Annotated in this window: 22 protein-coding genes; 12 read left to right on the top strand and 10 right to left on the bottom strand. The window is 46.0% G+C overall.

Features of this window, described 5'->3' with window-relative positions:
- The first annotated feature begins 131 nt into the window (after positions 1-131).
- Both lhgO and ASC49_RS00755 read left to right on the top strand, forming a co-directional pair.
- Complete coding sequence (gene lhgO / locus ASC49_RS00760) at positions 132-1,352, top strand: L-2-hydroxyglutarate oxidase (protein ID WP_245624596.1); 1,221 nt, start codon at positions 132-134, stop codon at positions 1,350-1,352.
- A 118-nt stretch (positions 1,353-1,470) separates the two neighbouring features.
- Positions 1,471-1,929: a hypothetical protein gene (locus tag ASC49_RS00755; RefSeq protein ID WP_055461300.1), complete on the top strand. Its 459-nt coding sequence runs from the start codon at positions 1,471-1,473 to the stop codon at positions 1,927-1,929.
- Between the two features lies 1 nt (position 1,930).
- Here the strand turns inward: ASC49_RS00755 and ASC49_RS00750 are convergent, their stop codons facing one another.
- A complete protein-coding gene (locus ASC49_RS00750; protein WP_055461299.1) occupies positions 1,931-2,419 on the bottom strand; it encodes a MarR family winged helix-turn-helix transcriptional regulator in 489 nt (162 codons plus the stop codon).
- 130 nt (positions 2,420-2,549) lie between these two features.
- On the opposite strand from ASC49_RS00750, the gene ASC49_RS00745 reads away from it, so the two are divergent.
- Positions 2,550-3,428, top strand: coding sequence for a DMT family transporter (locus ASC49_RS00745; protein ID WP_055461298.1), 879 nt, complete (start codon positions 2,550-2,552; stop codon positions 3,426-3,428).
- On the opposite strand, the gene ASC49_RS00740 is transcribed toward ASC49_RS00745, so the two are convergent.
- The 4 genes from ASC49_RS00740 to ASC49_RS00725 all read right to left on the bottom strand — a co-directional run bounded on the left by ASC49_RS00740 (position 3,400) and on the right by ASC49_RS00725 (position 8,318).
- A complete protein-coding gene (locus tag ASC49_RS00740; protein ID WP_055461297.1) occupies positions 3,400-4,077 on the bottom strand; it encodes a response regulator in 678 nt (225 codons plus the stop codon). The genes ASC49_RS00745 and ASC49_RS00740 overlap by 29 nt on opposite strands.
- The gene (locus tag ASC49_RS00735) at positions 4,074-5,681 is read right to left on the bottom strand and encodes a sensor histidine kinase (protein ID WP_082443646.1); all 1,608 of its coding nucleotides are present in this window, start codon (positions 5,679-5,681) and stop codon (positions 4,074-4,076) included. Before ASC49_RS00735 ends, ASC49_RS00740 begins: the two co-directional genes overlap by 4 nt.
- A 68-nt stretch (positions 5,682-5,749) precedes the next feature.
- A complete protein-coding gene (locus tag ASC49_RS00730) occupies positions 5,750-7,036 on the bottom strand; it encodes a 2-hydroxycarboxylate transporter family protein (RefSeq protein WP_055461296.1) in 1,287 nt (428 codons plus the stop codon).
- A 385-nt stretch (positions 7,037-7,421) separates the two neighbouring features.
- A complete protein-coding gene (locus ASC49_RS00725; RefSeq protein WP_055461295.1) occupies positions 7,422-8,318 on the bottom strand; it encodes a LysR substrate-binding domain-containing protein in 897 nt (298 codons plus the stop codon).
- A 135-nt stretch (positions 8,319-8,453) separates the two neighbouring features.
- Between ASC49_RS00725 and ASC49_RS00720 the strand changes: the two genes are divergently transcribed.
- Together ASC49_RS00720 and ASC49_RS00715 are read left to right on the top strand one after the other, a co-directional pair.
- Positions 8,454-9,656, top strand: coding sequence for an MFS transporter (locus ASC49_RS00720; RefSeq protein ID WP_055461294.1), 1,203 nt, complete (start codon positions 8,454-8,456; stop codon positions 9,654-9,656).
- A gap of 163 nt (positions 9,657-9,819) precedes the next feature.
- Positions 9,820-11,040 (top strand): MFS transporter, encoded by a 1,221-nt coding sequence (locus ASC49_RS00715; RefSeq protein ID WP_055461293.1) that lies wholly within the window; start codon positions 9,820-9,822, stop codon positions 11,038-11,040.
- Between the two features lie 107 nt (positions 11,041-11,147).
- On the opposite strand, the gene ASC49_RS00710 is transcribed toward ASC49_RS00715, so the two are convergent.
- Complete coding sequence (locus ASC49_RS00710) at positions 11,148-11,570, bottom strand: DUF3010 family protein (protein WP_055461292.1); 423 nt, start codon at positions 11,568-11,570, stop codon at positions 11,148-11,150.
- A 302-nt stretch (positions 11,571-11,872) separates the two neighbouring features.
- Between ASC49_RS00710 and ASC49_RS00705 the strand changes: the two genes are divergently transcribed.
- Positions 11,873-12,913 carry a PLP-dependent cysteine synthase family protein gene (locus ASC49_RS00705; RefSeq protein ID WP_055461291.1) on the top strand — a complete coding sequence of 347 codons (1,041 nt, stop codon included), beginning with the start codon at positions 11,873-11,875 and terminating at the stop codon, positions 12,911-12,913.
- 20 nt (positions 12,914-12,933) lie between these two features.
- On the opposite strand, the gene ASC49_RS00700 is transcribed toward ASC49_RS00705, so the two are convergent.
- Positions 12,934-13,677 carry a class I SAM-dependent DNA methyltransferase gene (locus tag ASC49_RS00700; protein WP_055461619.1) on the bottom strand — a complete coding sequence of 248 codons (744 nt, stop codon included), beginning with the start codon at positions 13,675-13,677 and terminating at the stop codon, positions 12,934-12,936.
- A 97-nt stretch (positions 13,678-13,774) separates the two neighbouring features.
- Here ASC49_RS00700 and ASC49_RS00695 point away from each other — a divergent pair, with 97 nt between their 5' ends.
- The 3 genes from ASC49_RS00695 to ASC49_RS00685 all read left to right on the top strand — a co-directional run bounded on the left by ASC49_RS00695 (position 13,775) and on the right by ASC49_RS00685 (position 15,887).
- Positions 13,775-14,077: an antibiotic biosynthesis monooxygenase family protein gene (locus ASC49_RS00695; protein WP_055461290.1), complete on the top strand. Its 303-nt coding sequence runs from the start codon at positions 13,775-13,777 to the stop codon at positions 14,075-14,077.
- Between the two features lie 54 nt (positions 14,078-14,131).
- Complete coding sequence (locus tag ASC49_RS00690) at positions 14,132-14,692, top strand: LOG family protein (protein WP_055461289.1); 561 nt, start codon at positions 14,132-14,134, stop codon at positions 14,690-14,692.
- A 214-nt stretch (positions 14,693-14,906) separates the two neighbouring features.
- A complete protein-coding gene (locus ASC49_RS00685; protein WP_211261997.1) occupies positions 14,907-15,887 on the top strand; it encodes a sensor domain-containing diguanylate cyclase in 981 nt (326 codons plus the stop codon).
- Between the two features lie 26 nt (positions 15,888-15,913).
- Here the strand turns inward: ASC49_RS00685 and ASC49_RS00680 are convergent, their stop codons facing one another.
- Positions 15,914-16,126: a hypothetical protein gene (locus ASC49_RS00680; protein WP_141656766.1), complete on the bottom strand. Its 213-nt coding sequence runs from the start codon at positions 16,124-16,126 to the stop codon at positions 15,914-15,916.
- A gap of 151 nt (positions 16,127-16,277) precedes the next feature.
- Between ASC49_RS00680 and ASC49_RS00675 the strand changes: the two genes are divergently transcribed.
- Complete coding sequence (locus ASC49_RS00675; protein WP_055461287.1) at positions 16,278-16,508, top strand: hypothetical protein; 231 nt, start codon at positions 16,278-16,280, stop codon at positions 16,506-16,508.
- 143 nt (positions 16,509-16,651) lie between these two features.
- The gene (locus ASC49_RS00670) at positions 16,652-17,698 is read left to right on the top strand and encodes an NAD(P)-dependent alcohol dehydrogenase (RefSeq protein WP_055461286.1); all 1,047 of its coding nucleotides are present in this window, start codon (positions 16,652-16,654) and stop codon (positions 17,696-17,698) included.
- Positions 17,699-17,754: 56 nt separating this feature from the next.
- On the opposite strand, the gene ASC49_RS00665 is transcribed toward ASC49_RS00670, so the two are convergent.
- Positions 17,755-19,158, bottom strand: a complete 1,404-nt coding sequence (locus ASC49_RS00665) for a sigma-54-dependent transcriptional regulator (RefSeq protein ID WP_055461285.1) — start codon at positions 19,156-19,158, stop codon at positions 17,755-17,757.
- A 14-nt stretch (positions 19,159-19,172) separates the two neighbouring features.
- Positions 19,173-20,867 carry a transporter substrate-binding domain-containing protein gene (locus ASC49_RS00660; RefSeq protein WP_055461284.1) on the bottom strand — a complete coding sequence of 565 codons (1,695 nt, stop codon included), beginning with the start codon at positions 20,865-20,867 and terminating at the stop codon, positions 19,173-19,175.
- Positions 20,868-21,231: 364 nt separating this feature from the next.
- Between ASC49_RS00660 and ASC49_RS00655 the strand changes: the two genes are divergently transcribed.
- Positions 21,232-22,200 (top strand): TAXI family TRAP transporter solute-binding subunit, encoded by a 969-nt coding sequence (locus ASC49_RS00655; protein WP_055461283.1) that lies wholly within the window; start codon positions 21,232-21,234, stop codon positions 22,198-22,200.
- The last annotated feature ends 50 nt before the right edge of the window (positions 22,201-22,250 follow it).

The following is a 22,250-nucleotide window of genomic DNA, read 5'->3' as shown; positions in this document are numbered from 1 at the left end:
GGAATGATTACAATCTGATGAGAGTAAATGAGCAACTTTCAATTACAGCGCTTTAAGCAGAGTTATCGTTGTAGTTAATTGTTTTTATTAGAAAAATAGAAAATTTTTTCATTTTATTAAGAGAGGACGTAATGCTCCAAAAATCGACTATGACGCATGATATTGTGATCATTGGCGCTGGCATCGTTGGTCTGTCCACCGCGTGGCAGTTGTTGCAGAAATATCCCCATAAGAAGGTCGCCGTACTGGAGAAAGAGGAGCGTGTGGCGGCTCATCAAACAAGCCACAATTCTGGTGTGATCCATGCTGGCGTTTACTATGCACCGGGTAGTTTAAAAGCGCAATTCTGTAAAGAGGGCGCAGCGGCGACGAAGGCTTTTTGCCAAGCTCATAGCATTCCGTTTGAAGAATGCGGCAAACTGCTAGTAGCGACAAATGAGCTTGAACTACAGCGGATGAATGCGCTTTATGAGCGCTGTCAGACCAATGATCTGGAAGTACATCGCTTAACGCAGTTGGAGCTTAAGCAACGCGAACCGAACGTGATCGGTAAAGGGGCGTTATGGGTACCCTCTACTGGAATTGTCAGCTATCAGCGAATTTGTGACAAATTAGCTGAATTAGTGATGGCTCTTGGTGGTGAAGTTCACTTGGCGACAAAGGTTACCGGTTTAAGTGAAGACGCTGCCAGCGTAAGCATTCAAACCGATCGAGGTGGCTTTCAAGCAAGCTATTTGATCTCTTGCGGCGGTCTTATGGCCGACCGTCTGACTAAAATGTTGGGTATCGAGACCGATTTTCAGATTGTGCCATTTCGAGGTGAATACTACCACCTAAGCCCGCATCATAATCAGATTGTGAATCATCTTATCTATCCTATTCCAGATCCTGATCTACCATTCCTTGGTGTGCACCTGACTCGTATGATTGATGGTACCGTCACAGTGGGTCCCAACGCTGTTCAGGGATGGAAACGTGAAGGCTATGGAAAAATCAATGTTAGTCTAAAAGATACGGCTGCCATGTTGAGCTTCCCCGGCTATTGGCACTTGATTAAGGACTACTGGAAAATCGGTCTTAAAGAAACCTATAACTCTTGGTATAAGCGTGGCTACTTACAAGAAGTCAAAAAGTACTGCCCAACGGTACAGTTGTCAGATCTTGAGCCCTATCCTGCAGGCATTCGCGCACAAGCAGTGATGAAAGATGGCAAGCTGGTACACGATTTTCTTTTTGCCCACAGTGCTCGTACTTTGCATGTTTGTAATGCGCCATCGCCAGCTGCGACGAGCGCCTTTCCAATTGGTAAATACATAATCCATAAGTTAGAACAGCAACTGTCAGAAAATTGATTTGATCTCTAAGCAATGTGCTTAAAAGACGCAAATAAAAGCTAAGTTACAGGACTTGCTTGATTAGTTTTATGAATGAAGCCACATTGAAAGCATCAAATTTCAAAAGGAGAGACGCATGAAGATTACATCGAAAGGGATGACTAAGGTCGTTGTTGGTTCTCTAATTGCTTCACAGTTGGCTGCATGTGGTACGTTGATTTATCCAGAGCGTCAGGGGCAGAACGGCGGTAAGCTGGATCTTGGAGTGGTGGCGTTAGATGCCTTGGGATTATTGTTCTGGTTTGTTCCTGGGGTTGTCGCATTTGGTGTCGACTTTATTACGGGTGCAATTTATTTGCCTGGTGGAGCGGTAGCGCAGTTATCCGAAGAGGATATGAATAAGATGAAGCTTCCTGATGGTCAGCTGGATCAAGACGCTTTAAAAGGCTGGTTAGTAGAGCATGATTACTTGGACGCAAAGCAAGTACAAGACCAGAAATTCATCACGCAAGTGTATCAAACACCAGACGCATTGAAGCGTGCAGTCGATATGGCCGCCACTGAACGCTATGCTGCGCTAAGTACGTTGAATTAATTCAACGCTGATTTTCATACTCGCCAAGCCATTTGGCCAGTAGGTTTCCCAAAGTCTGTTGCTCCTCGAAGGTTAAGCTTTCGAGGAGTTTTTTTTGGTTTTCAAGGTGCGCATCAACAGCCGGGTCGATAATCCTAAGTCCTTCCTTCGTCAAAACGACTCGGCAGCTGCGACGATCTTCTTCGTTCACGAGACGTTTAACCCATTGCTTTTCAACCAGCTTATCTAGCTTGCTAGACACGGCACCGGAAGACAGCATAGTAGTTTTGTAAAGGTCTGTTGGTGTGAGCGGGCCATTGGCGCGGCGTAGGGTGGCCATTAAGTCAAACTCGATACGGGTCATGCCATGCTGGTGAATAATGCTTTCTATTTCGGGAAGTAGAAACTTTTCCATACGTCCAATGCGACCAATAATGCCCATTGGGCTTGTGTCGAGTTCAGGACGAACGGTTTGCCACTGTTGTAAAAGTTTGGCGACATGGTCTGGCATAGTATGGATTCCATTAGGGCTATATAGCGAGTCAAAAATATCTTTTAGAAAAGATACTTGATTTCAAAGTAGTAAAACAATACCTTTCAAAAAAGTATCTTTTTAAAAAGATAAATTGACGAGAGGCTCTATGCATCCATTTTTTCTGGCGGCGCTTGCCCCAATGCTTTGGGGCAGCACTTATGCTGCCGTGGGTTTGTTTTTAACGGATTTACCACCTATTTGGGTAGCGGTATGGCGTGCTCTGGGGGCAGGGCTATTTCTATGGTTGTTTGTACGCCGAATGCCGAGGATGCACTTAGGAAAGGTCTTTGTGCTGGGCTTTTTTAATATTAGTTTGTTTTTCATTTTGTTAATGATGGCAGCCTATCGACTTCCCGGCAGTGTTGCGGGAACTTTGGGGGCGACATTGCCACTTGTATTGATCATTATTCAATGGTTGGCTCAGAGCAAAACTCCCCAACTAAAAGCCACTTTAAGTTCGATGGTGGGCTTAGCCGGCGTACTATTACTGCTCAATCCGTCTGCTAACTTAGACCCAATCGGAGTGGCTTGTGCTTTGGGCGCGACGTTGGTCGTGGCGATCGCAACCTTACTTACCAAACACTGGCAAGTGGATGACATTCTTGGCGTGGCGACATGGCAGTTATTGATGTCGGGGGCTGTTCTGGTTCCAATTGCTTGGTTTTTTGAGGGCGCCCCTGTAATGATCCAGATGAATAACGTGCCTGGACTCATTTGGCTGGTAATACTCAACACCGCAATGGGCTACTTGATCGCAGTGAACGCTATCAAGCAGATAGGCCCTAATGCTTTTGGAATGTTGTCATTGTTAAACCCAATCGTCGCGGTGGGCTTAGGAATGTGGATGATGCAAGAGAATCTTGGCTCTCTGCAGTGGCTTGGAGTAGCTTTAGTGATAGGCTCTTTGTTAGCTGCAAATATACGTTTTAAAAGCCCGTTATCGAATGCCAAACTCCTCAACGAACCACATGATACAGTTGCTTAGGACGACCGCCAGTATTGTAGTTTAGGCTCATGTTGACCATGCCTTGTTCTTCTAAATACTCAAGATAGCGGCGAGCGGTGATACGGCTTAATGCTAGCTCGTCGCCGATTTCTTGAGCGGAGAAGGGTTCTTGGCGTTGTTTGATGTGTTCCACCATGGTGGCAAGCGTGGTGGCATCGATCCCTTTTGGTGTTTTGCGGTTTTTGCTTGGCGTCTTGCTTTTACGCATTAAGTCGTCAATCTGCAATTGGTCAATGTGATCAGACTCTTCAAGCTTTGATTGAAACGCGACAAAGTCATTCAGCGCTTGATGCACGCGGGACAAGCGTAGGGGCTTCACTAGGTAATCGTTGACGCCGAATTGAATCGCTTGCGCCACCATGCTCGACTCACGTTCTGCCGTGGTCATAATGACCGAAGCATTCAAATTCTGCTGACGAATTTCGCGCAACAAACTCATACCATTTCCATCTGGAAGGCTAATGTCGAGCAAGATCAGGTCGGGTTGTTGTTTAAGATAAATATGCGTCTCTGCAACCGATTCAGCGGCGGCAATGACTTTAAATAAAGGGTGCTGGTTGACCGCTTGCTCAAGGGTGTAGCTAGCTTGTTGATCGTCTTCAACGATCAAAACAGAATATTGTGTCATGGTTCTAACTCTCGTTTATCTAGGTACACACTGAACACTGTAGTGTTTGCATCACTACGTTCCCAGTCAAGGCTGCCATTGTAGCGTTTTACAATGCGGCTTACCAAATACAGACCAACGCCATGCTGTGATGAGTCCGGTTTGCTACTGATGCCCAAATCGAAAATACGTTGGGCAATTTTCTCGTCGACGCCAAGGCCGCTATCTTCTACCGTGATCATTAGGAAATTAGTGCGATCGCTGATGAACACATCGGTCGATGCTTGGGCATTGGGGTTATTTTGCGCAGCGTAAAATGCGTTCTCAAGTAAATTGCCGATCAAGCTTATTAAATCGTCATTAACGGACTGGTCGTAATTCTTTAATTGACTGTCTTCGTCTAAGGTGAAGGCAATCTGATGCTCACTTGCGTAATTATACTTTGACAGCAACATGCCTGCGACGGGGCTGTTCTCGATGCTTTTGACCAAGGCGCCAAGCATATTTTGGTGCAGGTCACTTTCTTGCTGTAAATAATCAATTGCCGCCTGCGTTTTACCTGCCTGTAATAGCCCTGAGATGACGTTCAACTTGTTATTGTGTTCGTGCGTTTTGGCGCGTAGCTGATGGGCATAGGCAGTGGTACGCGCTAACTCTTGCTCAAGTTCTGACATGTCTTGCTCATGATTCAACACTATTAGATACCCAGAATCCGTACTCTGATCATTTAAAGGATATAGGGAGGCTGCGAAGTCATGTCGTCCCAAGGTGATCGAATGCTTGTTGCGATTACTTAAACTGTCGACGATTAGTAGTGAGAGCCCCTGAGAGAGTTCCTCTAGTGGTAATCCGATCAGCTTCTCATGATCTTGATCCGGTGCCAGCCAATAGCTGGCAGCGTCGTTGATGGCCGTGATCTTGTGTTGGCGATCGATGGCAATAATACCTTCTCGGATACTGCCAAGTAGTAAGCTGTGTTCTTTAAAACGCTGTACGATTTCTTCTGGCTCGTATTCTAAGAAAGTTCGTTTTAATTTACTCAATAGCGATAACGTCAGAACAATCGCGCTGATATAAATGAAACCAAGCCAGAGAATGGCTTCAAGGTAGTAATTAAACAGCAAATCCGTAATTGACTGATTCAAATAGCCGATGCTGACAGCGCCAATGACCTGATCATTCATTTGAATGGGGGCAAAGTTACGGATTGCAGAGCCCAAAGAGCCGGTCGCTACCGTAGTACGGGTAAGGCCTTGTTTCAGGGTTGCTTGAATATCTTCACCGATAAAGGTTTCGCCAACGCGCTCCTGTTCTGGATGGCTTAAGCGAATGCCGTTTTTATTAGTCACCACTATGTAAGAGGCATCAGTTTTAGAGCGAATGGTTTCGATGTAGTCACGGATGCTCTCAAATGTGCCTTGATTTGAGCGTTGGGTCGCTTGAATGACGTGCCCGTCGTTGGCCAACACCTTTGCCAGCTCTATACCACGTTGGCTCACCCCATCTAGGTAAGTTTGCTTGGTGACAAATACCATTAATCCGCCTGATACAGCAATGATTAGGGTGATGGTAAACAGAATGATCGCAGTGAGATAGGATTTGAGTGTCATGGTATTGGCGTTCATGGGCGAATACCTAGCATTATAGAGAAGGGAAGAGAGCCCTCATAGAGGGCTCTGAATATCCAAGGTAACTAGGCAAGCAGTTGAATCGCGAAGGTCGCTAGAATCAACATAAAGGCACCGCCAATCCGTGAGGAAATTTGTGCAAAGGGCATTAGCTGCATACGTTTGCTCGCGGCCAGTACGGCAACGTCACCGGTACCGCCCATATTGGCCATACATAGACCGCCGGTAATGGCTGATTCGATTGGGTAAAAGCCCATCAAACGCCCGACGATACCTGCACCCACAGCAGCACCCAATACCGTTGCGAAAACCATGATGAAGTACATTGGTGTCAGTGCATCAATGATCTGGTTAAGATCTGTGTAGGCGACACCGATACCCACTAGAAGTGCTGGGGTTAGGTTACTGACTACAAAGGTGTACCAAGCATGTGCGGCTTTTTCTAAACGTTCAGGCATTAGACCTGAAACCTTAATGAGTGCAATAGATAAAATCATCAATGCGTAGGTGTGCATGCTAATGACGGTTGAAAGAAGCGTACCTAGGAAAAACATACTGATGGCAATCAATGCTCCCATGCCGAGCTTTTTCACATCTAGAGAATCATTTGACGTCGACTTATCCTCAATGGCCTCAGCGTTGCCTCGGATCAGCTCACCATTACCTGTCCAAGTAGGTTTCATTTGACCTACTTTGTTCAAAAGCCCAGCAATAACAATAGCGATAGCATTACCAATTGCTAGGGCTGGTACCATTTGTGACATTAATGATGCTGCATCCATACCTGTACGACCAGACATGATCTCTACCAATGGTACAGCGCCTGCACCCATGCCACCGCCCATAATCGGTAGAGCAATCAGCATTAGGGATTCAAACATGTTCTTACCGAAGAACAAGCCGATTACGCCAGCAAATAAGAAAGAGATAGCTACTGCACCTAAAATAACGGGAATGTATTTAAGGGCTGCTTTTTTGAGAGTATCCGTGCTCATGCCCAGAATAGAACCCGTTACGAGGCTGGCTACATAGAATGAAAGGAAGCCACCGCTTTTGGTAAAGGTGGTAATTTGCTTCTCAATGTCGCCGGATAGGAAACCACTGTGGAATAAGTAGGAAGAGCCGAAGATAACAACAATGGCACCACCACCGAAAAATTGATTGATAATCGGAGTTCGGTCGCCTAAGTAGTTAAGGATGAAACCTACGATGACCATCGCGCCTAATGCGCCAATCATACCGCCTGGTAATTGGTTAAAGAAGGTTGCTAGTAGGATTACAAACGCCGCAATGAGAAGAACAATTTTTACTTCGCGTTGGTCGTTTGATGAGATAGCTTCGTTAGTGATCATGAAGAATACTCTCTAGGTTTGTGATTATTATTAGAGCGCAGTCTACCAATCTCTGGGCGAGACAGAAGCCTTGGGAGTTTTAAGAAAGTAAAAGATAGATTTGAAACTTTTGTAACTCTGAATAATGAATAAGTACAAAAAATTTTGAAAGGAAAAGAGAGTGATGAACGAAATTATTAAAGCCATGACAACCTCACAAAAACTTCAAGCCGCTCAAGAACAGAACAAAGAGCTACAAGGTGTGTTTGATGATCTTCACTCAGCAAACTAACTGAAGGTTGGCGAAAGAGTCAGATAAGTCGATTTTTGATATGACCAAAATAGCCCATCAGGATAAACAGAGGCCCCAATATTTAACTATTGGGGCTTTTTTTTGAGTGAATTTTTAATACTCAATCACGGCGTCTTCAGGGGTTGTTACGCCATTACCCATCGGGTTAAACACTGGGCTTTCTAAAATGATGTTTTCTAAACGGCGAGTTGCCTCGTTTACCTTGGGCGAGATCATTAACGTCATATCGGTTTCCGGTAATGTTGGAAGCTCATGGGTGATAATGGCTAAATCATCTTCAACGGTATGATGAGGAATGATAGCGACTCCGATTCCCGCTCGAACAGCGGCCAGTACGCCCATACGGCTTTGGCTAGTGAATGCTACGCGATAAGGTATGCCAGCAGCGTCGAGTGCTTCACAGGCATAGCGGCGGTGTATACAGCCTTCTTCGAATACGACCAATGGCAGCACCGCTTGAGTATGGACGAAATGATTTTTTCCTCGAATCCATACCAAACGATCACGGCGTAGGCGCAACCCACCCTCAGTTCCGGCTTTGCGTTCCACCAAAGCAATGTCCAAGCGTCCCCGTTCTAACATGTCGATTAAGTGATCAGGGCGATAATCGCAAAAAGCCTCTAGCTCCGCTTCAGGGTAACTCAAGATAAATTCTTGCAGAATCGGCGCTAGCGCTCGACTGGCATATTGATCATGAGTCCCTAAACGTACGACACCACCAATGTCCATATTCTGGAATGAACCCACAATCTGATCGTGCAGATTTAATAACTGCTGAGCGTGGTTTTTTAACAGTAACCCCACCGCAGTTAAGCGTACCCCATGTTGACCACGCTCCATCAACGGATTAGCAACTAACTCCTCCAAACGGTTCAGCTGCATGCTCACTGTAGAAGGGGCTTTATGCAGTTGTTTCGCGGCTTCGGTGAGGTTTAAGGTGTCCGCTACCACCATGAAAGTACGTAGCAAATTTATCGGTAAATCACGCATGGCTCTGTTTTCAACATTGTCGAACGAAGAGTTGAATATTTATCGATTTACCGAATAAAGGCAAGCCCCTAATATACGCGAAATCGCCCACAAGGGATCTTCATCTACCGCTCTGAAAGATAAGGAGTGCTGAATATGCGTATGCCAATCACCTTTGGTTTTAGTCAAATTGTTAGTAATGGTTTTGGCCTTTATCTATTCGCAGCCCTTGTGCCTTTGATGCAAAGCAGCATTGATATCAGTGCTTGGTTTTTAGCCATTGTTGGAGCCTGTACTCAAGTGGCGTATTTGTCAGGCGCTATGTTGGTAGGGACATATGGGCAGCGTTTTGATTCGGGCAAGGTGTTGATGATTTCCATGGTTGTGACCAGTGCCATGTTGTTCATTATGGCCTCACAGAATGATCAAGCGGTGATTTTAGGTGCCCTGGTTGTACTGGCGGTTAATGCCGCGATTTGTTGGGGCTGCATTGTGGAGTTAGTGACCCGCTATGGATTGGTTGGTCGCACAGCGACGAACTTATCTTTCATCGCTAGCGGTAGTGCTTGGGGCTACGGCGTTAACGGCGCCCTTATCTTGATGTTTATTCCCTTGTTTGGCTGGCGCAGCGCTTGGGCGTTGGGCGGTGTATTAGGCATCTTGGCACTGCTGACAATAATCGTATTACTGAAACGATTGCAGTCCAGTGAGGAAAAAACCGATCGTATCCCTGGAGATGTCTTGGCGATGGGGGTGAAACAGCTTATGCGAACCGTTTTTAAAGAGCGCCCAGCGTTCTTGTCTTGTTTGATTTTCTTTGCTGTGGGCTTTGCCACCATTCCGTTTTCGACGTGGCTAAACTTGTATTTAGCCGAGCTTTCTTTGCCAAGCGCATTGGGTGGCTATACTTGGAGTATGATCGGCTTGTCGGGCATGGTGTCGGGTCTACTGGCGGGCAAGCTGTCGGATTACAAGGGGCATGGTATTGCACTATTGGTCATGTTCCTAGGCTTTGCCTTGTGCATTACGGCGTTTACCTACGATCCGAGTCGCTTTGTCTTGGTCGCTGGCTTTGGCTACGGCTTGATGTATTTCGCTATTTGGGGAGTGATCTCTGGTTGGCTAAATAAGCAGTACAGCTCCAAAGTGACCATGCAAATCAACGGTATCGGCATGGTGGTGTTTGGAACGGGGGGAGCGTTAGGGAATTTATTGGCAGGAGCGATTCTGGAGTTTACCGGAAGTCTGTCAACCATGTACGGCTTGATTGCGGTGATCAGTGTCTTGCTGGCAGCGTTAGCAACGTATATTTACATGACGGAACGGACACCAGATGAACCGTTCGTGGGCGCTTTTTAAAAAGGTCGGGTGGTTGAATATCAGAATTCAATAAAGCTGAACGAAGAAATCAATTCTTTTCGATTTGTGGAACTCTGAAAGCGGATTAATATGCGTCCATCGGCTACATAGTTAGTCATCTCCAGCTCTAATAAAATAAGTGTTGCGAATAGGAGTACATTACATGCGAATGGCATTCACCTTTGGCTTTAACCAAGTCATAAGCCATGGCTTTGGCTTGTTCTTGTTTGCTGCATTAGTGCCCCTAATGCAGCAGTCGGTTGATATCACCAGCTGGCATTTGGCGACTATTGGTGCTTTGACGCAGCTGGCTTATTTGGCGGGTGCCATGTTGCTGGGGGTGATCGGTCATCGGTTGGATTCAGGTAAGTTGTTATTGGGGTCAGGCCTATTAACGAGCACTTTACTGTTCACCATGGCGTGGCTAAATGATCCGCTTATGATCACATTGGTATTAACGGTAATGGCTTTCAGTGCGGCATTTTGCTGGGGCGGTATTGTGGAGATGACGACCTGCTATGGTCGTGCGGATCGTACTTCGACGAATTTATCCATTGCCGCCAGCGGTACGGCATGGGGTTACAGCTTTAATGGTCTTGTTATTCTGCTGGTTGTGCCCGTGTTTGGTTGGCGCAGCGGTTGGATAGCTGCCGCGGTTTTTGGCTTGGTAGTTTTATTGGCGACGCTGCATTTGCTAAAAAGCTTGAAACGAAGCTCAGACAACAACGCAAACATTAATGTGGAGCTGTTGATACCAAGCTCAGCAATGAGCTCAGGTCAATTATTTAAGACCGTAGTCACGGAGCGTACTGCATTTCTATCGTGCTTGGTTCTGTTTCTCGTCGGTTTATCAACCATGACGTTCTCAACTTGGTTAAACGTCTTCTTAGCGCAGCTTGAGCTGCCGGCTTCGTTGGGCGGCTACACTTGGAGTGTGATTGGTATAACGGGTATGGTAGCAGGCTTTATGGTAGGGAAATTAGCGGATCAAAAAGGTCATGGTTTGGCTCTAGTCGCTATTTTTGCCGCCTTTGCAATGGGCCTGACGGCATTTACCTACGATCCTGCAAAATTCGTTCTACTGGCAGGGATTGGTTACGGTCTTATGTATTTCCCAATTTGGGGGATCATTGCCGGCTGGGTGAGCAAGCAGTACAGCTCAAAAGCCACTATGCAGATTAATGGTCTGGGTATGGTGACCTTTGGCTTAGGTGGTGCGTTGGGTAACCTAATGGCTGGTTTTATCAATGACGCGACAGGTAGTTTGAGCAATGTTTATTGGCTCATCACAGCAGTAAGTGGTGTGCTATTGGTGCTAGCTGGTTACATTTATTTGAGCGGTAGAACTCCGGCTAATGGTGAGCCATTGGTGGGAGCACATTAATGCTCAGTGATGTGCCAGAAAGTCAGCGTTCTTAGCCAGACAGAACGCAATTAAAAGCCCCGTTAAGGTGTTTCTTTAACGGGGCTTTTACTCTGTATAGAATCGGGTTATCGGCTTAGTGCTGCATAGGCCACCGTAAAGGCGCCTTCTTGAAAGGCCTTAAGACCTGTTGCCGAGAAATCAATCGGTAGAGGGTTCTCTTTGATGATTTCTTTCATGGTTGCATTGTTGATCAGCTCTACGTTCACGCCATCGATTAACTGAATCGCCGCTTCCATTTTGAAACCCACCGCACCACCGGCAAATTTGCCTTTCGTTGGGCGCTCACGAATCACAACATTTTTGACTTTGTAGTCTTCAAACAGCTTCTTCATGGTAAATTGAAACTTACGCATGGCTTCAGCTTCATTTGGGTGTATCAAAGCGTGGCGAACTTGGCGGCAATCTGGTAACTGGAAGAAACCGTCATCTTTGGAAAGTAGGCATAAGATAACTTCGCTGCCTTTGATTTCGATACCACATGTGATCATAAAAAAGAGTCCTAACTGAATGTATGGTGGGCATTATCGCACATCGTCCGTAATCATAAAGTCCCAACATGAATCGGTAGAGGTGTTGTGTACTTAATTTCTTGAATAAATAGGGGGCAGTCGCGTTGTAAAATATCAAGAATTTTTAAATCAGTACTATCCATTGGTAAAAATTTACAAAATATATATTCAGTAAAGAAAATTTTTCCAAAGCATAGCTCTGATAGAAAGGAAATAGCTAAGCTTTTCCTTTGCAAACGCCTACAGTAAGAGCATCAGCTTGAAAGACAAAGAGGAAAACCATGAATTGGGTGAGCGAGGCCATAGCCAAGATTAATGCGGATTACCAGCGATCAGCAGACACACACTTGATAAAGCTTGAAGGGCACTGTTTTGCAAACATTGACATCTACCTAAAAGATGAGAGCACCCACCCAACAGGCAGTTTAAAACACCGTTTGGCTCGCTCTTTATTTCTGTATGCGTTGTGCAATGGCAAAATCAAACAGGACACCACCATTATTGAAGCGTCATCAGGCAGTACGGCGGTGTCTGAAGCCTACTTTGCGCGTATGCTCGGTCTGACGTTCATCGCCGTGATGCCAAGCACCACAGCACAAAGTAAAATCCGCCAAATTGAGCAATACGGTGGGCAGTGCCACTTTGTTACGTGCGCTACGCAAATGCATGACGCAGCGTTGCGTTTGGCGGCGCAGACACAAGGCTATTTTATGGATCAATTTCTTTACGCTGAACGGGCCACCGATTGGCGTGGCAGCAATAACATTGCAGAAAGTATGTTTGGACAGCTGGCATTGGAACCGCATCCCATCCCTCATACGGTGGTAATGAGTGCGGGAACGGGTGGCACCTCTGCAACCATTGGCCGATTTATCCGTTACAAAGGCCTAGATACGCAACTGGTGGTTGTTGACCCAGAGTTCTCTGCATTTTATGAGGGGTACAAAAAACGGGACGCCACGGTTACCTCGCCACGAGGCAGTCGTATCGAAGGTATTGGACGTCCCAAGGTAGAAGCTTCGTTTCAACCTGATGTGATTGATGCCATGTTAAAAGTACCCGATGCGGCTAGTGTGGCTACCATGTATTGGATCAGTGCTTTGGTTGGGCGTAGGGCCGGACCGTCAACAGGGGCAAATTTTTGGGGGGTGTTACAAGTCGCGAACACCATGCAACAACGTAATCAATCAGGTTCGATTGTGACCTTGATGTGTGACAGTGGCGACCGTTATCAGGACACTTACTATAATCCAGATTGGGTCGCACGTGAGATTGGCGACATCACTCCTTACTTACAAGAACTAAATGCTTACAACCTGTAAGTAAGGTGAACGTTGGTGCGTTAGCGCTTCACACAGACAAAAATGGCGTTACCAGTTTGGCCTTCCCATGGCAAAAGCTTGTCGTAGTCGTGTTCAAATACAAACACGTCAAAATGTTTTTCTAATAGCAAGGTCAGCTCTGGGAACGCTACCGCTACCATCGGATGGCTGTCTTGCCAGACTTCCACTTGATCGCCAGAGGTTTTTTGGATGACCAGACGTAACAGTTGTTTTGAACCTTGGCCTTCATAAAACCAACCGGAGCGAAAATCAAATAAGCTGCCATCTTGTTCAGCGGAATGTGCTACAGATGACTGATTATCAATAAAACGCTTGTCGACAGAGTTAAAGCAAAAAACACCGCCCTCAGTAAGGGCGCCAGATACCGCTTCAAAACAGGCTTCTAGAGGGGCGATGTCGCCGCTGTAGTGGATTGAATATAAGAAGCAGGTGATCAAATCCACTGGCTGCTCAACGCTAAAGGAGCACATGTTCTGTAAACTAAAAGTGGCCTCGGGACAGCGAATTTGTGCTTTGTCGAGCATCGGCTGGTTTAGATCCAACCCTTGGCTTTGATATCCAGAGTCTAGAAAATAGCGAATGTGTGGGCCTGTACCACACGCCATATCGAGATGCTGGTGTCCTGCGTTACCAAAGATCTGGTCTAAGCGCATGACGCATTCACTTTGTGCTTGATAATTGATATCAGCACACATGAGATCATAGTAGGCTGACAAGTCAGTGTATAAAACAGTTTCGGACATGATGTCAGCTCTGCAAAAATAAAAGGTCGCCATACTAGCTTTGAATGCCTTGGAAAGCTATAAAAGTTGACAAAATCATGTTGTTTAAGAGGTCATTATGTTTATTGCCATGAACCGTTTCAAAATCAAATTGGGCTGCGAACAAGAATTTATCGAAATCTGGAAGGGGCGTGACTCCTATCTCAATGAAGTGCCGGGTTTTCAATCCTTTAACCTGCTACAAGGGGCGACTAACGAAGAATACACCCTGTTTTCATCTCACGCCGTGTGGGAATCGCGTGCAGCCTTTGACGCTTGGACTAAGTCCGAAGCCTTCCGTAAAGCGCATGCTAACGCCGGCAGTCGTCGTGACATCTACATGGGGCACCCGCAATTAGAATGTTTTGAAGCTGTTATCTAAAACGCTTACAGTGGGGTTTAGTCGAATTAAAGCAATATGAAGGAAGATGTCAGAATGAGAATTGCAGTTTTTTGCGGCTCTAGTAACGGGAATGATCCGCGCTTTGTTGAGGCCACCAAAGAGCTTGGTAAGTACCTTGCTGAGCAAGGTGTTGAGGTGGTCTACGGCGGCGGTAATGTCGGTCTTATGGGGACGATAGCTGATGCAGTATTGGCTCATGGTGGCAGGGTCTATGGCGCCATTCCTGAATACTTAAAAAACAAAGAAATTGCTCATCCGAACTTAACTGAGTTATATATCGTCAAAGATATGCATGAACGCAAAGCGAAAATGGCTGAATTAGCCGATGCTTTTGTCGCATTGCCCGGTGGCGTTGGTACGCTTGAAGAGATCTTTGAAGTCTGGACCTGGGCGCAACTGGGGCATCACAACAAGCCTTGTGCTTTTTATAATGTGATGGGCTTTTACGACCCACTGTTTAGCATGGTTGAGCAGATGCGTGATGCTGGTTTTATTCGTCCGCAGTATGTGGATATGCTGATTAAAACCGATCAAGCGGATGTGTTGCTTGAGCATATGCGTAATTACAAAGCCCCTGATCGTAAGTGGCGTTAGTGCTTTGGAAATAGGATGCGGGAACGGTTTTCGCATCCTGTATAGCTTTACTTCTTGCTGAAAGTTAGAAACGGGCAAACCACATTTCAAAACAGAAAATTACCGTTTTGTATTATCCAAACTTTTATCTTTACCGTATGCTTTTTATTCAAACAGGCATTTAGTTATCTTGTGACAAGATGGAGAGGCCATTGTGTTGATGGAGTAGAGATTTGTGAAACATGAGAATGTGCTAGCGCGCTATTACGCAGTACTTGATACCCTGCCAGATCATATTTTTGTATTTTCTGAAACCGGTGAATACCTAGATGTATACGGAGGTGAAGAGAATGCCACGGGGTTTGATTGTAAGCCGTTTATTGGTAAGCGGTTACATGATGTTATGCCCGAGGAACTGGCTGATGGATTTCTCACGCACATCCTCAACGCGATCAATACAGGGGAAACGCAATACGTAAAGTATAAGTTCGATGAGGGCAGCACGATTGAATTACCTCATGGTCTCACTGTGCCAAAAGAACTCTGGTTTGAAGGTGTGATTAAAAGTCTGCCTACATATGAAAAGGGTCTGCGCACTGTCGTGTGGAACGCAAAGAACATCACTAAGCAGCACTATTTGGAAATGGAGTTAAAACACTTATCCGAAGTGGATGAGTTAACCGGTGTTTACAACCGCCGTTCTTTTACAAAACTCCTGCAAGCGGCCATAGATACTTACCATGAGCAGCACGCCATGTTTGCTCTGATCATGTTTGATATTGATTACTTTAAGCGTGTTAATGATACCTTGGGACATAGTGTGGGTGATGAGGTCATTCGTCATGTGGTCGATATCTTCCGTGCAGGCCTCCATAAAGGCATGGCAATTGGCCGAATAGGAGGCGAAGAGTTCGCCATCCTTGTGCCTGATAGGGGCGAGAAGGAAGCATTCGAGCTTTCCGAAACACTACGAAATAGCTTGTGTAACACTCCCTGCGAAACCGATTTGTACGAAATTGTTGTGACGGCAAGCTTAGGAATAACAGAGGTTTGTCAGGAAGACAGTAATACTCTTGGTCTGATTTCTCGAGCAGATGAGGCCATGTATGAATCGAAGAAAAATGGTCGTAATCAGAGTAGTATTTTTAGACCAACAATCAAAGAAGAGTGGGCCGAGGTCGTAGAAACCTCTTGGATCAAAGTTAAAGGTCTGTAACGCCCACTTCCCGTCTCATCTTACTTTTAACAAGCAAAAAATTGTGCATCCACCAATGCTTGTTGAGCTTGAAAGTAGCGATCAATAAACATCACAAGGAAGCTAGTTAGATGCTCATGGAAGCCAGCAACCAGCAAGACCAATAGGGTAGCGATAAGCACCAAAGCACCTTTTCGAATTGGCCGACTATTGGGCTGATACAAAAATGCCAATAGGGTACGTTTGAGTGAATTCATCATTATTTTCATCGGTCAAGTGGTGTGTTATCAAGGATATATAAAGGAAGCGCTGGTAAGAGTCCAGTGCTGCGCGCTCAGTTGAACAAAATGACATTATTATAGGGTAAAATTTACATATTATTGCCTTTAGATATCATTTGCCGATGAGGCATTGCGCAACATCAGTGTGGCCATTGAGCGTATCAGCGATATGAACATTCAAATTGCATCGTCTGCGCAAGAGCAAAGCCATGTGGCAGAAGATATTAGTAGCAACGCTGTGAAGATCAAAGATCTATCGGTAGAGGTTTCTGGCTTGGCTGAGTCCTCAAGTGCCGCGATGGAGAAGCAACGTTCCAGTACGAATGCTCAAAAACAGCTGTTGGATCGATTTATTGTTTAGACATTTGGTCAATATGTTTCCCAGAAAACGCCTCAATTGAGGCGTTTTTTTATGCGACCATAGTGAATCGTTGAGAGAGCCTTGTTGGGCTTTCTGCTAGCGTGAAGCACGATGACTAGAAGATAACTGGGAGTAAAAAATTTATGAAAACCGTAGGCTATGCCGCACATGATTCCAGCGCCAATATGGTTCCTTACCACTTTGAACGCCGTGATCTACGTGACAACGATGTGGCAATCGAAATTTTATACTCAGGTGTTTGTCATTCGGATTTGCACACCGTAAACGGTGACTGGGGGGCGCAAACTTATCCATTGGTGCCTGGTCATGAGATTGTAGGTGTGGTGACGTCGATAGGCTCTGCTGTATCAAAATACAAAGTGGGTGATCAAGTCGCTGTGGGCTGTATGGTAGACAGCTGTCAGGGGTGTGATCAATGCCACAATCACGAAGAGCAATTCTGTCGCAATGAATCAACCCCAACTTACGGCGCGCCAGATCGCATCACGGGTGAGATTACGCAAGGAGGGTACTCCAAGCACATTGTTGTACGCGAAGAGTTCGTCCTAAGCGTTCCAGAAGGTATGGAGCTTTCTAAAACCGCGCCTATTCTATGTGCGGGCATTACAACCTACTCGCCACTACGTACTTGGGGCGTAAAGGAAGGCTCTCGTGTGGGGGTGATTGGTCTAGGTGGCTTGGGACACATGGCTGTGAAATTAGCCGTTGCAATGGGCGCTGAAGTAACGGTGATCAGCCGCTCAAACAAGAAAGAAGCGGACGCGAAAGCCTTAGGTGCTAAAGGTATTCTAGCGTCTTCTGATGCGTCGGCGATGCAAGCGGCTGCGAACTCATTGGATTTAATCATCGACACGGTCCCATCAAAGCATGATATCAACGTGTATGCGCCATTGTTGGATGTGGATGGAACCTTGGTTATTGTTGGGCAAGTTGGACCACTTGAAGAGCCAAATACTTGGCCTTTAATCGGCGGTCGACGTCGTATCGCTGGGTCTTTGATCGGCGGTATTAAAGAAACTCAAGAAGTGCTAGATTTCTGTGCTAAGCATAAGCTTTACCCAGAATGTGAAATGATCAAGATGGATCAAATCAACGAAGCATTCGAGCGTATGGCTAAAGGTGACATGGCACATCGTATCGTGATTGATATGACTTCCCTAGACGTGTAAGTTTTTCCGCGTCACCTTCTACCAACCAGAGTGACATCCAGTCGCTCTGGTTTAGGTTATTCTTCGCCTTCCTTCATATTCTTTAAGCGCTTACTTAAAGCAGGCTGGGAAATGCCTAGCATACGCGCCGCCAACGACTGATTATGATTGGCACGATTCATAGCCTCTTCCACCAATAACTTGCTCAGCTGTGTCAAAGTCGGTAAAGGCTGGTCTTCAGGAAAGCGTACACTGCGCTCAAATACATCGATAGGGCTACTGCCCGTAAGCTGTTGAAACACAGAGATATTTAATTGGCTTTGATCACTTTGGCTGACGGCATCGTAAACGAGGGCACGAAGCTCGCGCACGTTGCCCGGGAATGAGTACTGCTGCAATTGTATTGCCAAGTTATTAGGGATGTTAAGCTGTGGCTTACGCAATTCATCGCAGGCTTGGCGCATAAAATGATCAATTAAGAGAGGTAGATCATTAAGACGCTCCCGTAACGGTGGGATCGACACCATGTGGGTACGTAGCCGGAAGTATAAGTCCTTGCGGAATTTCCCTTGTTGCTGTTGCTCAACTAAATTTTGATGGGTAGCCACCACTACGCGTGCCTGAATGCGCTTTGGTCGGTCGCTACCAATTGGATAGTATTCGCCTTCTTGCAAGAGGCGCAGTAATTTGACCTGAGACATAGGGCTTAAATCACCTATCTCATCTAGAAACAGTGTGCCGCCAGCAGCACTTTCAACCAAGCCTTGGCGGACTTTATCTGCCCCTGTAAAGGCACCTCGGGCATGACCAAATAAAGTGTCGGAAAAGATATTGTCATCCAATCCGGCTACGTTGACACTCACCAAAGGCCCACGGCGGCCACTGAGTTCATGAATAGCTCCGGCAATCAGCTCCTTGCCGACACCGCTTTCTCCTGTAATCAATACTGGCTGGCTACTTGAGGCGATAGATTCCAAGTAGCGAAATGTCGACATCATATTCGGATCGGCAGTGATGAAGTTGGCAAAGTGGTCGGCTTTTTTCAGCTCGCTGGAGAGCAATTGTGCTCGCAATGCTTGGTTCTCAAGGCTTAATTCTTGCGTGTGAATGGCGCGCTTAATGGCTTCGAGAATCTGTTCTGGGTCAGCCGTTTTGACAATGTAATCAAAGGCGCCTTGCTTGACGCAATTGACCGCCGCATCGACTTGATTTAAACCACTAAAGATGATCACGCTGACATCAGGGTATTCTTCGGTTAACCAAGTCAGCAGTTCCTGTCCAGAGATCACAGGCATGGTTAGGTCCAGTAAAACCAAGCCAATGTTGTGCTCGGCCATCAGGCTTTTGACTTGATGGGGCTCTGGACAGGTGAGTAAATTGTTTAAACCATGGCGCTCCAAGGTCAATGACATGCTGCGTAAAAACGAAGGCTCGTCGTCCACTAGCAGGATTTTAAATTGTGGATAGGCCAACTGGTTCAAATGAAGCTCCTTTCTTACGGCATACTTGATGAAAGAATTGGGAAGGTAACGATTGCCGTCGTGCCCTGACCGGGCGTGGACTCAAACGATAAACGCCCTTTGTGGGCTTTAATAATACCTGCAGACACGGACAATCCAAGGCCTGTTCCACCTGTCTCGCGTTTGGTGGTAAAGAACGGCTCAGTTAAACGTGGTAGTGCTTCTTTTTCGATACCACAGCCTTGGTCTTCGACCACAATGAGTGCTTCTTCTTGATCGGCGTTTAGGGTGGTGGTGAGCGTTAGACTCGCAGATTTGTCCGCTAGCGCATCACAGGCGTTCAGAATCAGATTGATGATCACTTGCTCAATACGTTGAGGGTTGCCCGTAATGTGCGGAGTACGCTGATCAAGGTGTAAGGTAAAATGATCCGTTGCGGCGCGGATCGACTTATCCACCAAACGCACCGCGGTCTGCGTAACCTGATTAAGATCTACATCTTGCCAAATTTCATCAGGCTGCTCGCGAGCAAAGTCTTTGAGGTCATTCACAATATTACGAATACGGTCTGTGCTGTGTTGCATTTCATCTAGTAGATAAGGAATTTCTGCTTTGAGGCGTTGATAAGATAAGCCACCCAGTGAAATTCCTTGCTGCGCTTGATCAATTTCATCTAAATAGGGAAGTGTATCTTCCCAAGCGCTACGCAGGATCGGTAAATTCAGCATCAACAGACCTGTGGGGTTATTAATTTCATGGGCAACACCGGAAACCAATACACCAAGAGAGGCCATTTTATCCGCTTGTATTAATTGCTCTTGCTGGGCTTTAAGTTGCTTCGAACGGCGCTCCACTTCTTTGCGCAGCATGTTATTCCAAATCATGATACCACCTAGAATAAACAGCAGAGCAAGAATGGCATAAAAGGCGTACTGTCCGATCTTCTTCCAAGGCCACTTGGACTGCTCAAGCGTGCCAAACCATTTATCGTAGATGGCTTGTTGACGCCCCGTATTTTTTAAAATAGCTAAGCCTTCACTGAATAGAGCAATCAGTTCTTCATTCTTTGGTAACGCGCCATAGCTCAGGCGTTGACCTGCTACTGGTCGAGCAATGGGCTCAAGATTACTTAGGCCCATTTCTTTGCTTAAGTATAGGCTCGGTGAATTCGCGGTCAGGGCAAAGTCATGTTTGCCCGAAGCAAGCAAGCGTAAAGCCGCAGAGTGGGTTGGCGCTGGAATAATGATGGCTTTTGGTACACTACGTTGCAAATATTCGTGCATGATGCTGCCTTGTTGCACGATTACTTCATAGCCGGATACTTGTTGAATGTCATCTACGTGGGGGCCATTTTTACGAGCAAACAAGGATTGATTAACAATCGAGTGCGGGGGGGAAAAGATGATATTTTGTGCTCGCTCGTCGGAGTAAGCGATGTTCTGCAAGGCATCAAATGTGCCATTCAGTAAACCATTGTAAGCACTTTGCCAATCGGTCATGGTCAGGTTAATCTCAAAGCCCATCACTTCAGCAATAGCATAGCTTAGTTCGACGGTATAACCGGTGGGATTGTCATCTTCATCAATAAACTCATAAGGCGGGTAGTTATAGTCTGCAGCGATATGCACAGTGCGTTTCTGCGCCGCTATGCTGGGCCCAAGTCTTGTTTCGGCGTAGGACAACTGAGCAAAACACAGCAGGCTCAATAAACTCATCAGCAGGGTTTTCATCTGTACAAAAAGTCTACAAATCGAATTGGAAGGGGCATCTTAACCAGTCTTACGGGCAATGAGAAGTGTGTTAACTCCTTGCTTTTAATAGTGCTTATAACAAAAGTTATAACCATAAGAAAAGTTATAGGGCATGCACTAAGCACCCAAAACGCTAGCCTTTGGCTCACTATTCAGCCTGCGTTTATAGCGTTCTATAACCAAAGTTATAGTTCTTGGTTTCGATTTAATTCTATTGAAATGTTTTTAAATCATTACAAAACAATGACTTATGGTTGTTTTTGAGAGTTGGCACTGTCCTTGCCATAAGTTACCTCGTTTTTACTATTTCATAACAAAAAAATAACACAACGAGGAATTCTCTATGAAGAGCATCATGCTTAAAACAGCTTTAGCGACAGCATTCACCGCAGCAGCAACCTTATCGATTGCCGCAGAGACACAATTTGTCTCCATTGGTACAGGTGGTGTAACGGGGGTTTATTACCCTGCGGGTGGTTCAATTTGTCGAATGATTAATAAAGATCGTAAAGAGCACGGTATCCGTTGTTCGGTAGAGTCAACTGGTGGCTCAGGTTACAACGTTAACAGTATCCGTGCTGGCGAGCTTGAGTTTGGTGTAGCGCAATCTGATGTGCAAGCGGCGGCGATTGCAGGTAAAGGCCAATTCGAAGGCAATCCATTCCCAGAACTTCGCTCAGTCTTCTCGCTTCATCCTGAGCCAATTCACCTAATGGCTCGCGCTGACTCAGGAATCAAGTCATTTGATGATCTTAAAGGCAAACGTGTCAACATCGGTAATCCGGGCTCAGGTAACCGTTCTATGATGGAACTTCTGATGGCAGAAAAAGGCTGGACGACAGAAGACTTCGCCTTTGCCGCAGAGTTGAAATCATCTGAAATGTCGCAAGCATTGTGTGATGACAAGTTTGATGTAACCATTTTCGTAGCCGGCCTACCAAACGGTTCAGCGCAAGAAGCAACGACCACGTGTGATGTGCGTATGATTCCTCTAACGGATGATGCGTCCCTAAGCATTCAGCAAAAACATGCTGAATTCTCACAAGCTATCATTCCTGGCGGCATGTACAACGGTAACCCAAATGATGTAGTTACCTTCGGTCCTAAAGCGACCATCGTAACGTCTGCAAATGTATCCGATGAAGTGGTTTATCAAATGGCTAAGGCTGTTTTTGAAAACTTTGATGCCTTCAAACGTCTTCACCCAGCGTTTGCGCCATTGCAACCAGTAGAAATGGTGCACTCTTCTTTGGTAGCGCCTCTGCACCCTGGTGCTGAGAAATACTACCGCGAGCAAGGTTTGTTGAAGTAATCCCTAGCTGCTTCGATTACTTGCTCTTTAAAGCGCCTTCCGAGCAGGAG

It is taken from the genome of Marinomonas fungiae, from assembly GCF_001418205.1.
GTDB lineage: Bacteria > Pseudomonadota > Gammaproteobacteria > Pseudomonadales > Marinomonadaceae > Marinomonas > Marinomonas fungiae.
The sequence above is the reverse complement of the archived record's forward strand: the minus strand, read 5'-3'. Positions and strand labels throughout refer to the sequence as shown.

What these genes read in the sequence shown, in the direction of transcription:
- lhgO (WP_245624596.1), top strand. Translation starts at nt 132, where the DNA reads ATGCTCCAAAAATCGACTATGACGCATGATATTGTGATCATTGGCGCT.
- ASC49_RS00755 (WP_055461300.1), top strand. Translation starts at nt 1,471, where the DNA reads ATGAAGATTACATCGAAAGGGATGACTAAGGTCGTTGTTGGTTCTCTA.
- ASC49_RS00750 (WP_055461299.1), bottom strand. Translation starts at nt 2,419, where the DNA reads ATGCCAGACCATGTCGCCAAACTTTTACAACAGTGGCAAACCGTTCGT.
- ASC49_RS00745 (WP_055461298.1), top strand. Translation starts at nt 2,550, where the DNA reads ATGCATCCATTTTTTCTGGCGGCGCTTGCCCCAATGCTTTGGGGCAGC.
- ASC49_RS00740 (WP_055461297.1), bottom strand. Translation starts at nt 4,077, where the DNA reads ATGACACAATATTCTGTTTTGATCGTTGAAGACGATCAACAAGCTAGC.
- ASC49_RS00735 (WP_082443646.1), bottom strand. Translation starts at nt 5,681, where the DNA reads ATGAACGCCAATACCATGACACTCAAATCCTATCTCACTGCGATCATT.
- ASC49_RS00730 (WP_055461296.1), bottom strand. Translation starts at nt 7,036, where the DNA reads ATGATCACTAACGAAGCTATCTCATCAAACGACCAACGCGAAGTAAAA.
- ASC49_RS00725 (WP_055461295.1), bottom strand. Translation starts at nt 8,318, where the DNA reads ATGCGTGATTTACCGATAAATTTGCTACGTACTTTCATGGTGGTAGCG.
- ASC49_RS00720 (WP_055461294.1), top strand. Translation starts at nt 8,454, where the DNA reads ATGCGTATGCCAATCACCTTTGGTTTTAGTCAAATTGTTAGTAATGGT.
- ASC49_RS00715 (WP_055461293.1), top strand. Translation starts at nt 9,820, where the DNA reads ATGCGAATGGCATTCACCTTTGGCTTTAACCAAGTCATAAGCCATGGC.
- ASC49_RS00710 (WP_055461292.1), bottom strand. Translation starts at nt 11,570, where the DNA reads ATGATCACATGTGGTATCGAAATCAAAGGCAGCGAAGTTATCTTATGC.
- ASC49_RS00705 (WP_055461291.1), top strand. Translation starts at nt 11,873, where the DNA reads ATGAATTGGGTGAGCGAGGCCATAGCCAAGATTAATGCGGATTACCAG.
- ASC49_RS00700 (WP_055461619.1), bottom strand. Translation starts at nt 13,677, where the DNA reads ATGTCCGAAACTGTTTTATACACTGACTTGTCAGCCTACTATGATCTC.
- ASC49_RS00695 (WP_055461290.1), top strand. Translation starts at nt 13,775, where the DNA reads ATGTTTATTGCCATGAACCGTTTCAAAATCAAATTGGGCTGCGAACAA.
- ASC49_RS00690 (WP_055461289.1), top strand. Translation starts at nt 14,132, where the DNA reads ATGAGAATTGCAGTTTTTTGCGGCTCTAGTAACGGGAATGATCCGCGC.
- ASC49_RS00680 (WP_141656766.1), bottom strand. Translation starts at nt 16,126, where the DNA reads ATGATGAATTCACTCAAACGTACCCTATTGGCATTTTTGTATCAGCCC.
- ASC49_RS00670 (WP_055461286.1), top strand. Translation starts at nt 16,652, where the DNA reads ATGAAAACCGTAGGCTATGCCGCACATGATTCCAGCGCCAATATGGTT.
- ASC49_RS00660 (WP_055461284.1), bottom strand. Translation starts at nt 20,867, where the DNA reads ATGAAAACCCTGCTGATGAGTTTATTGAGCCTGCTGTGTTTTGCTCAG.
- ASC49_RS00655 (WP_055461283.1), top strand. Translation starts at nt 21,232, where the DNA reads ATGAAGAGCATCATGCTTAAAACAGCTTTAGCGACAGCATTCACCGCA.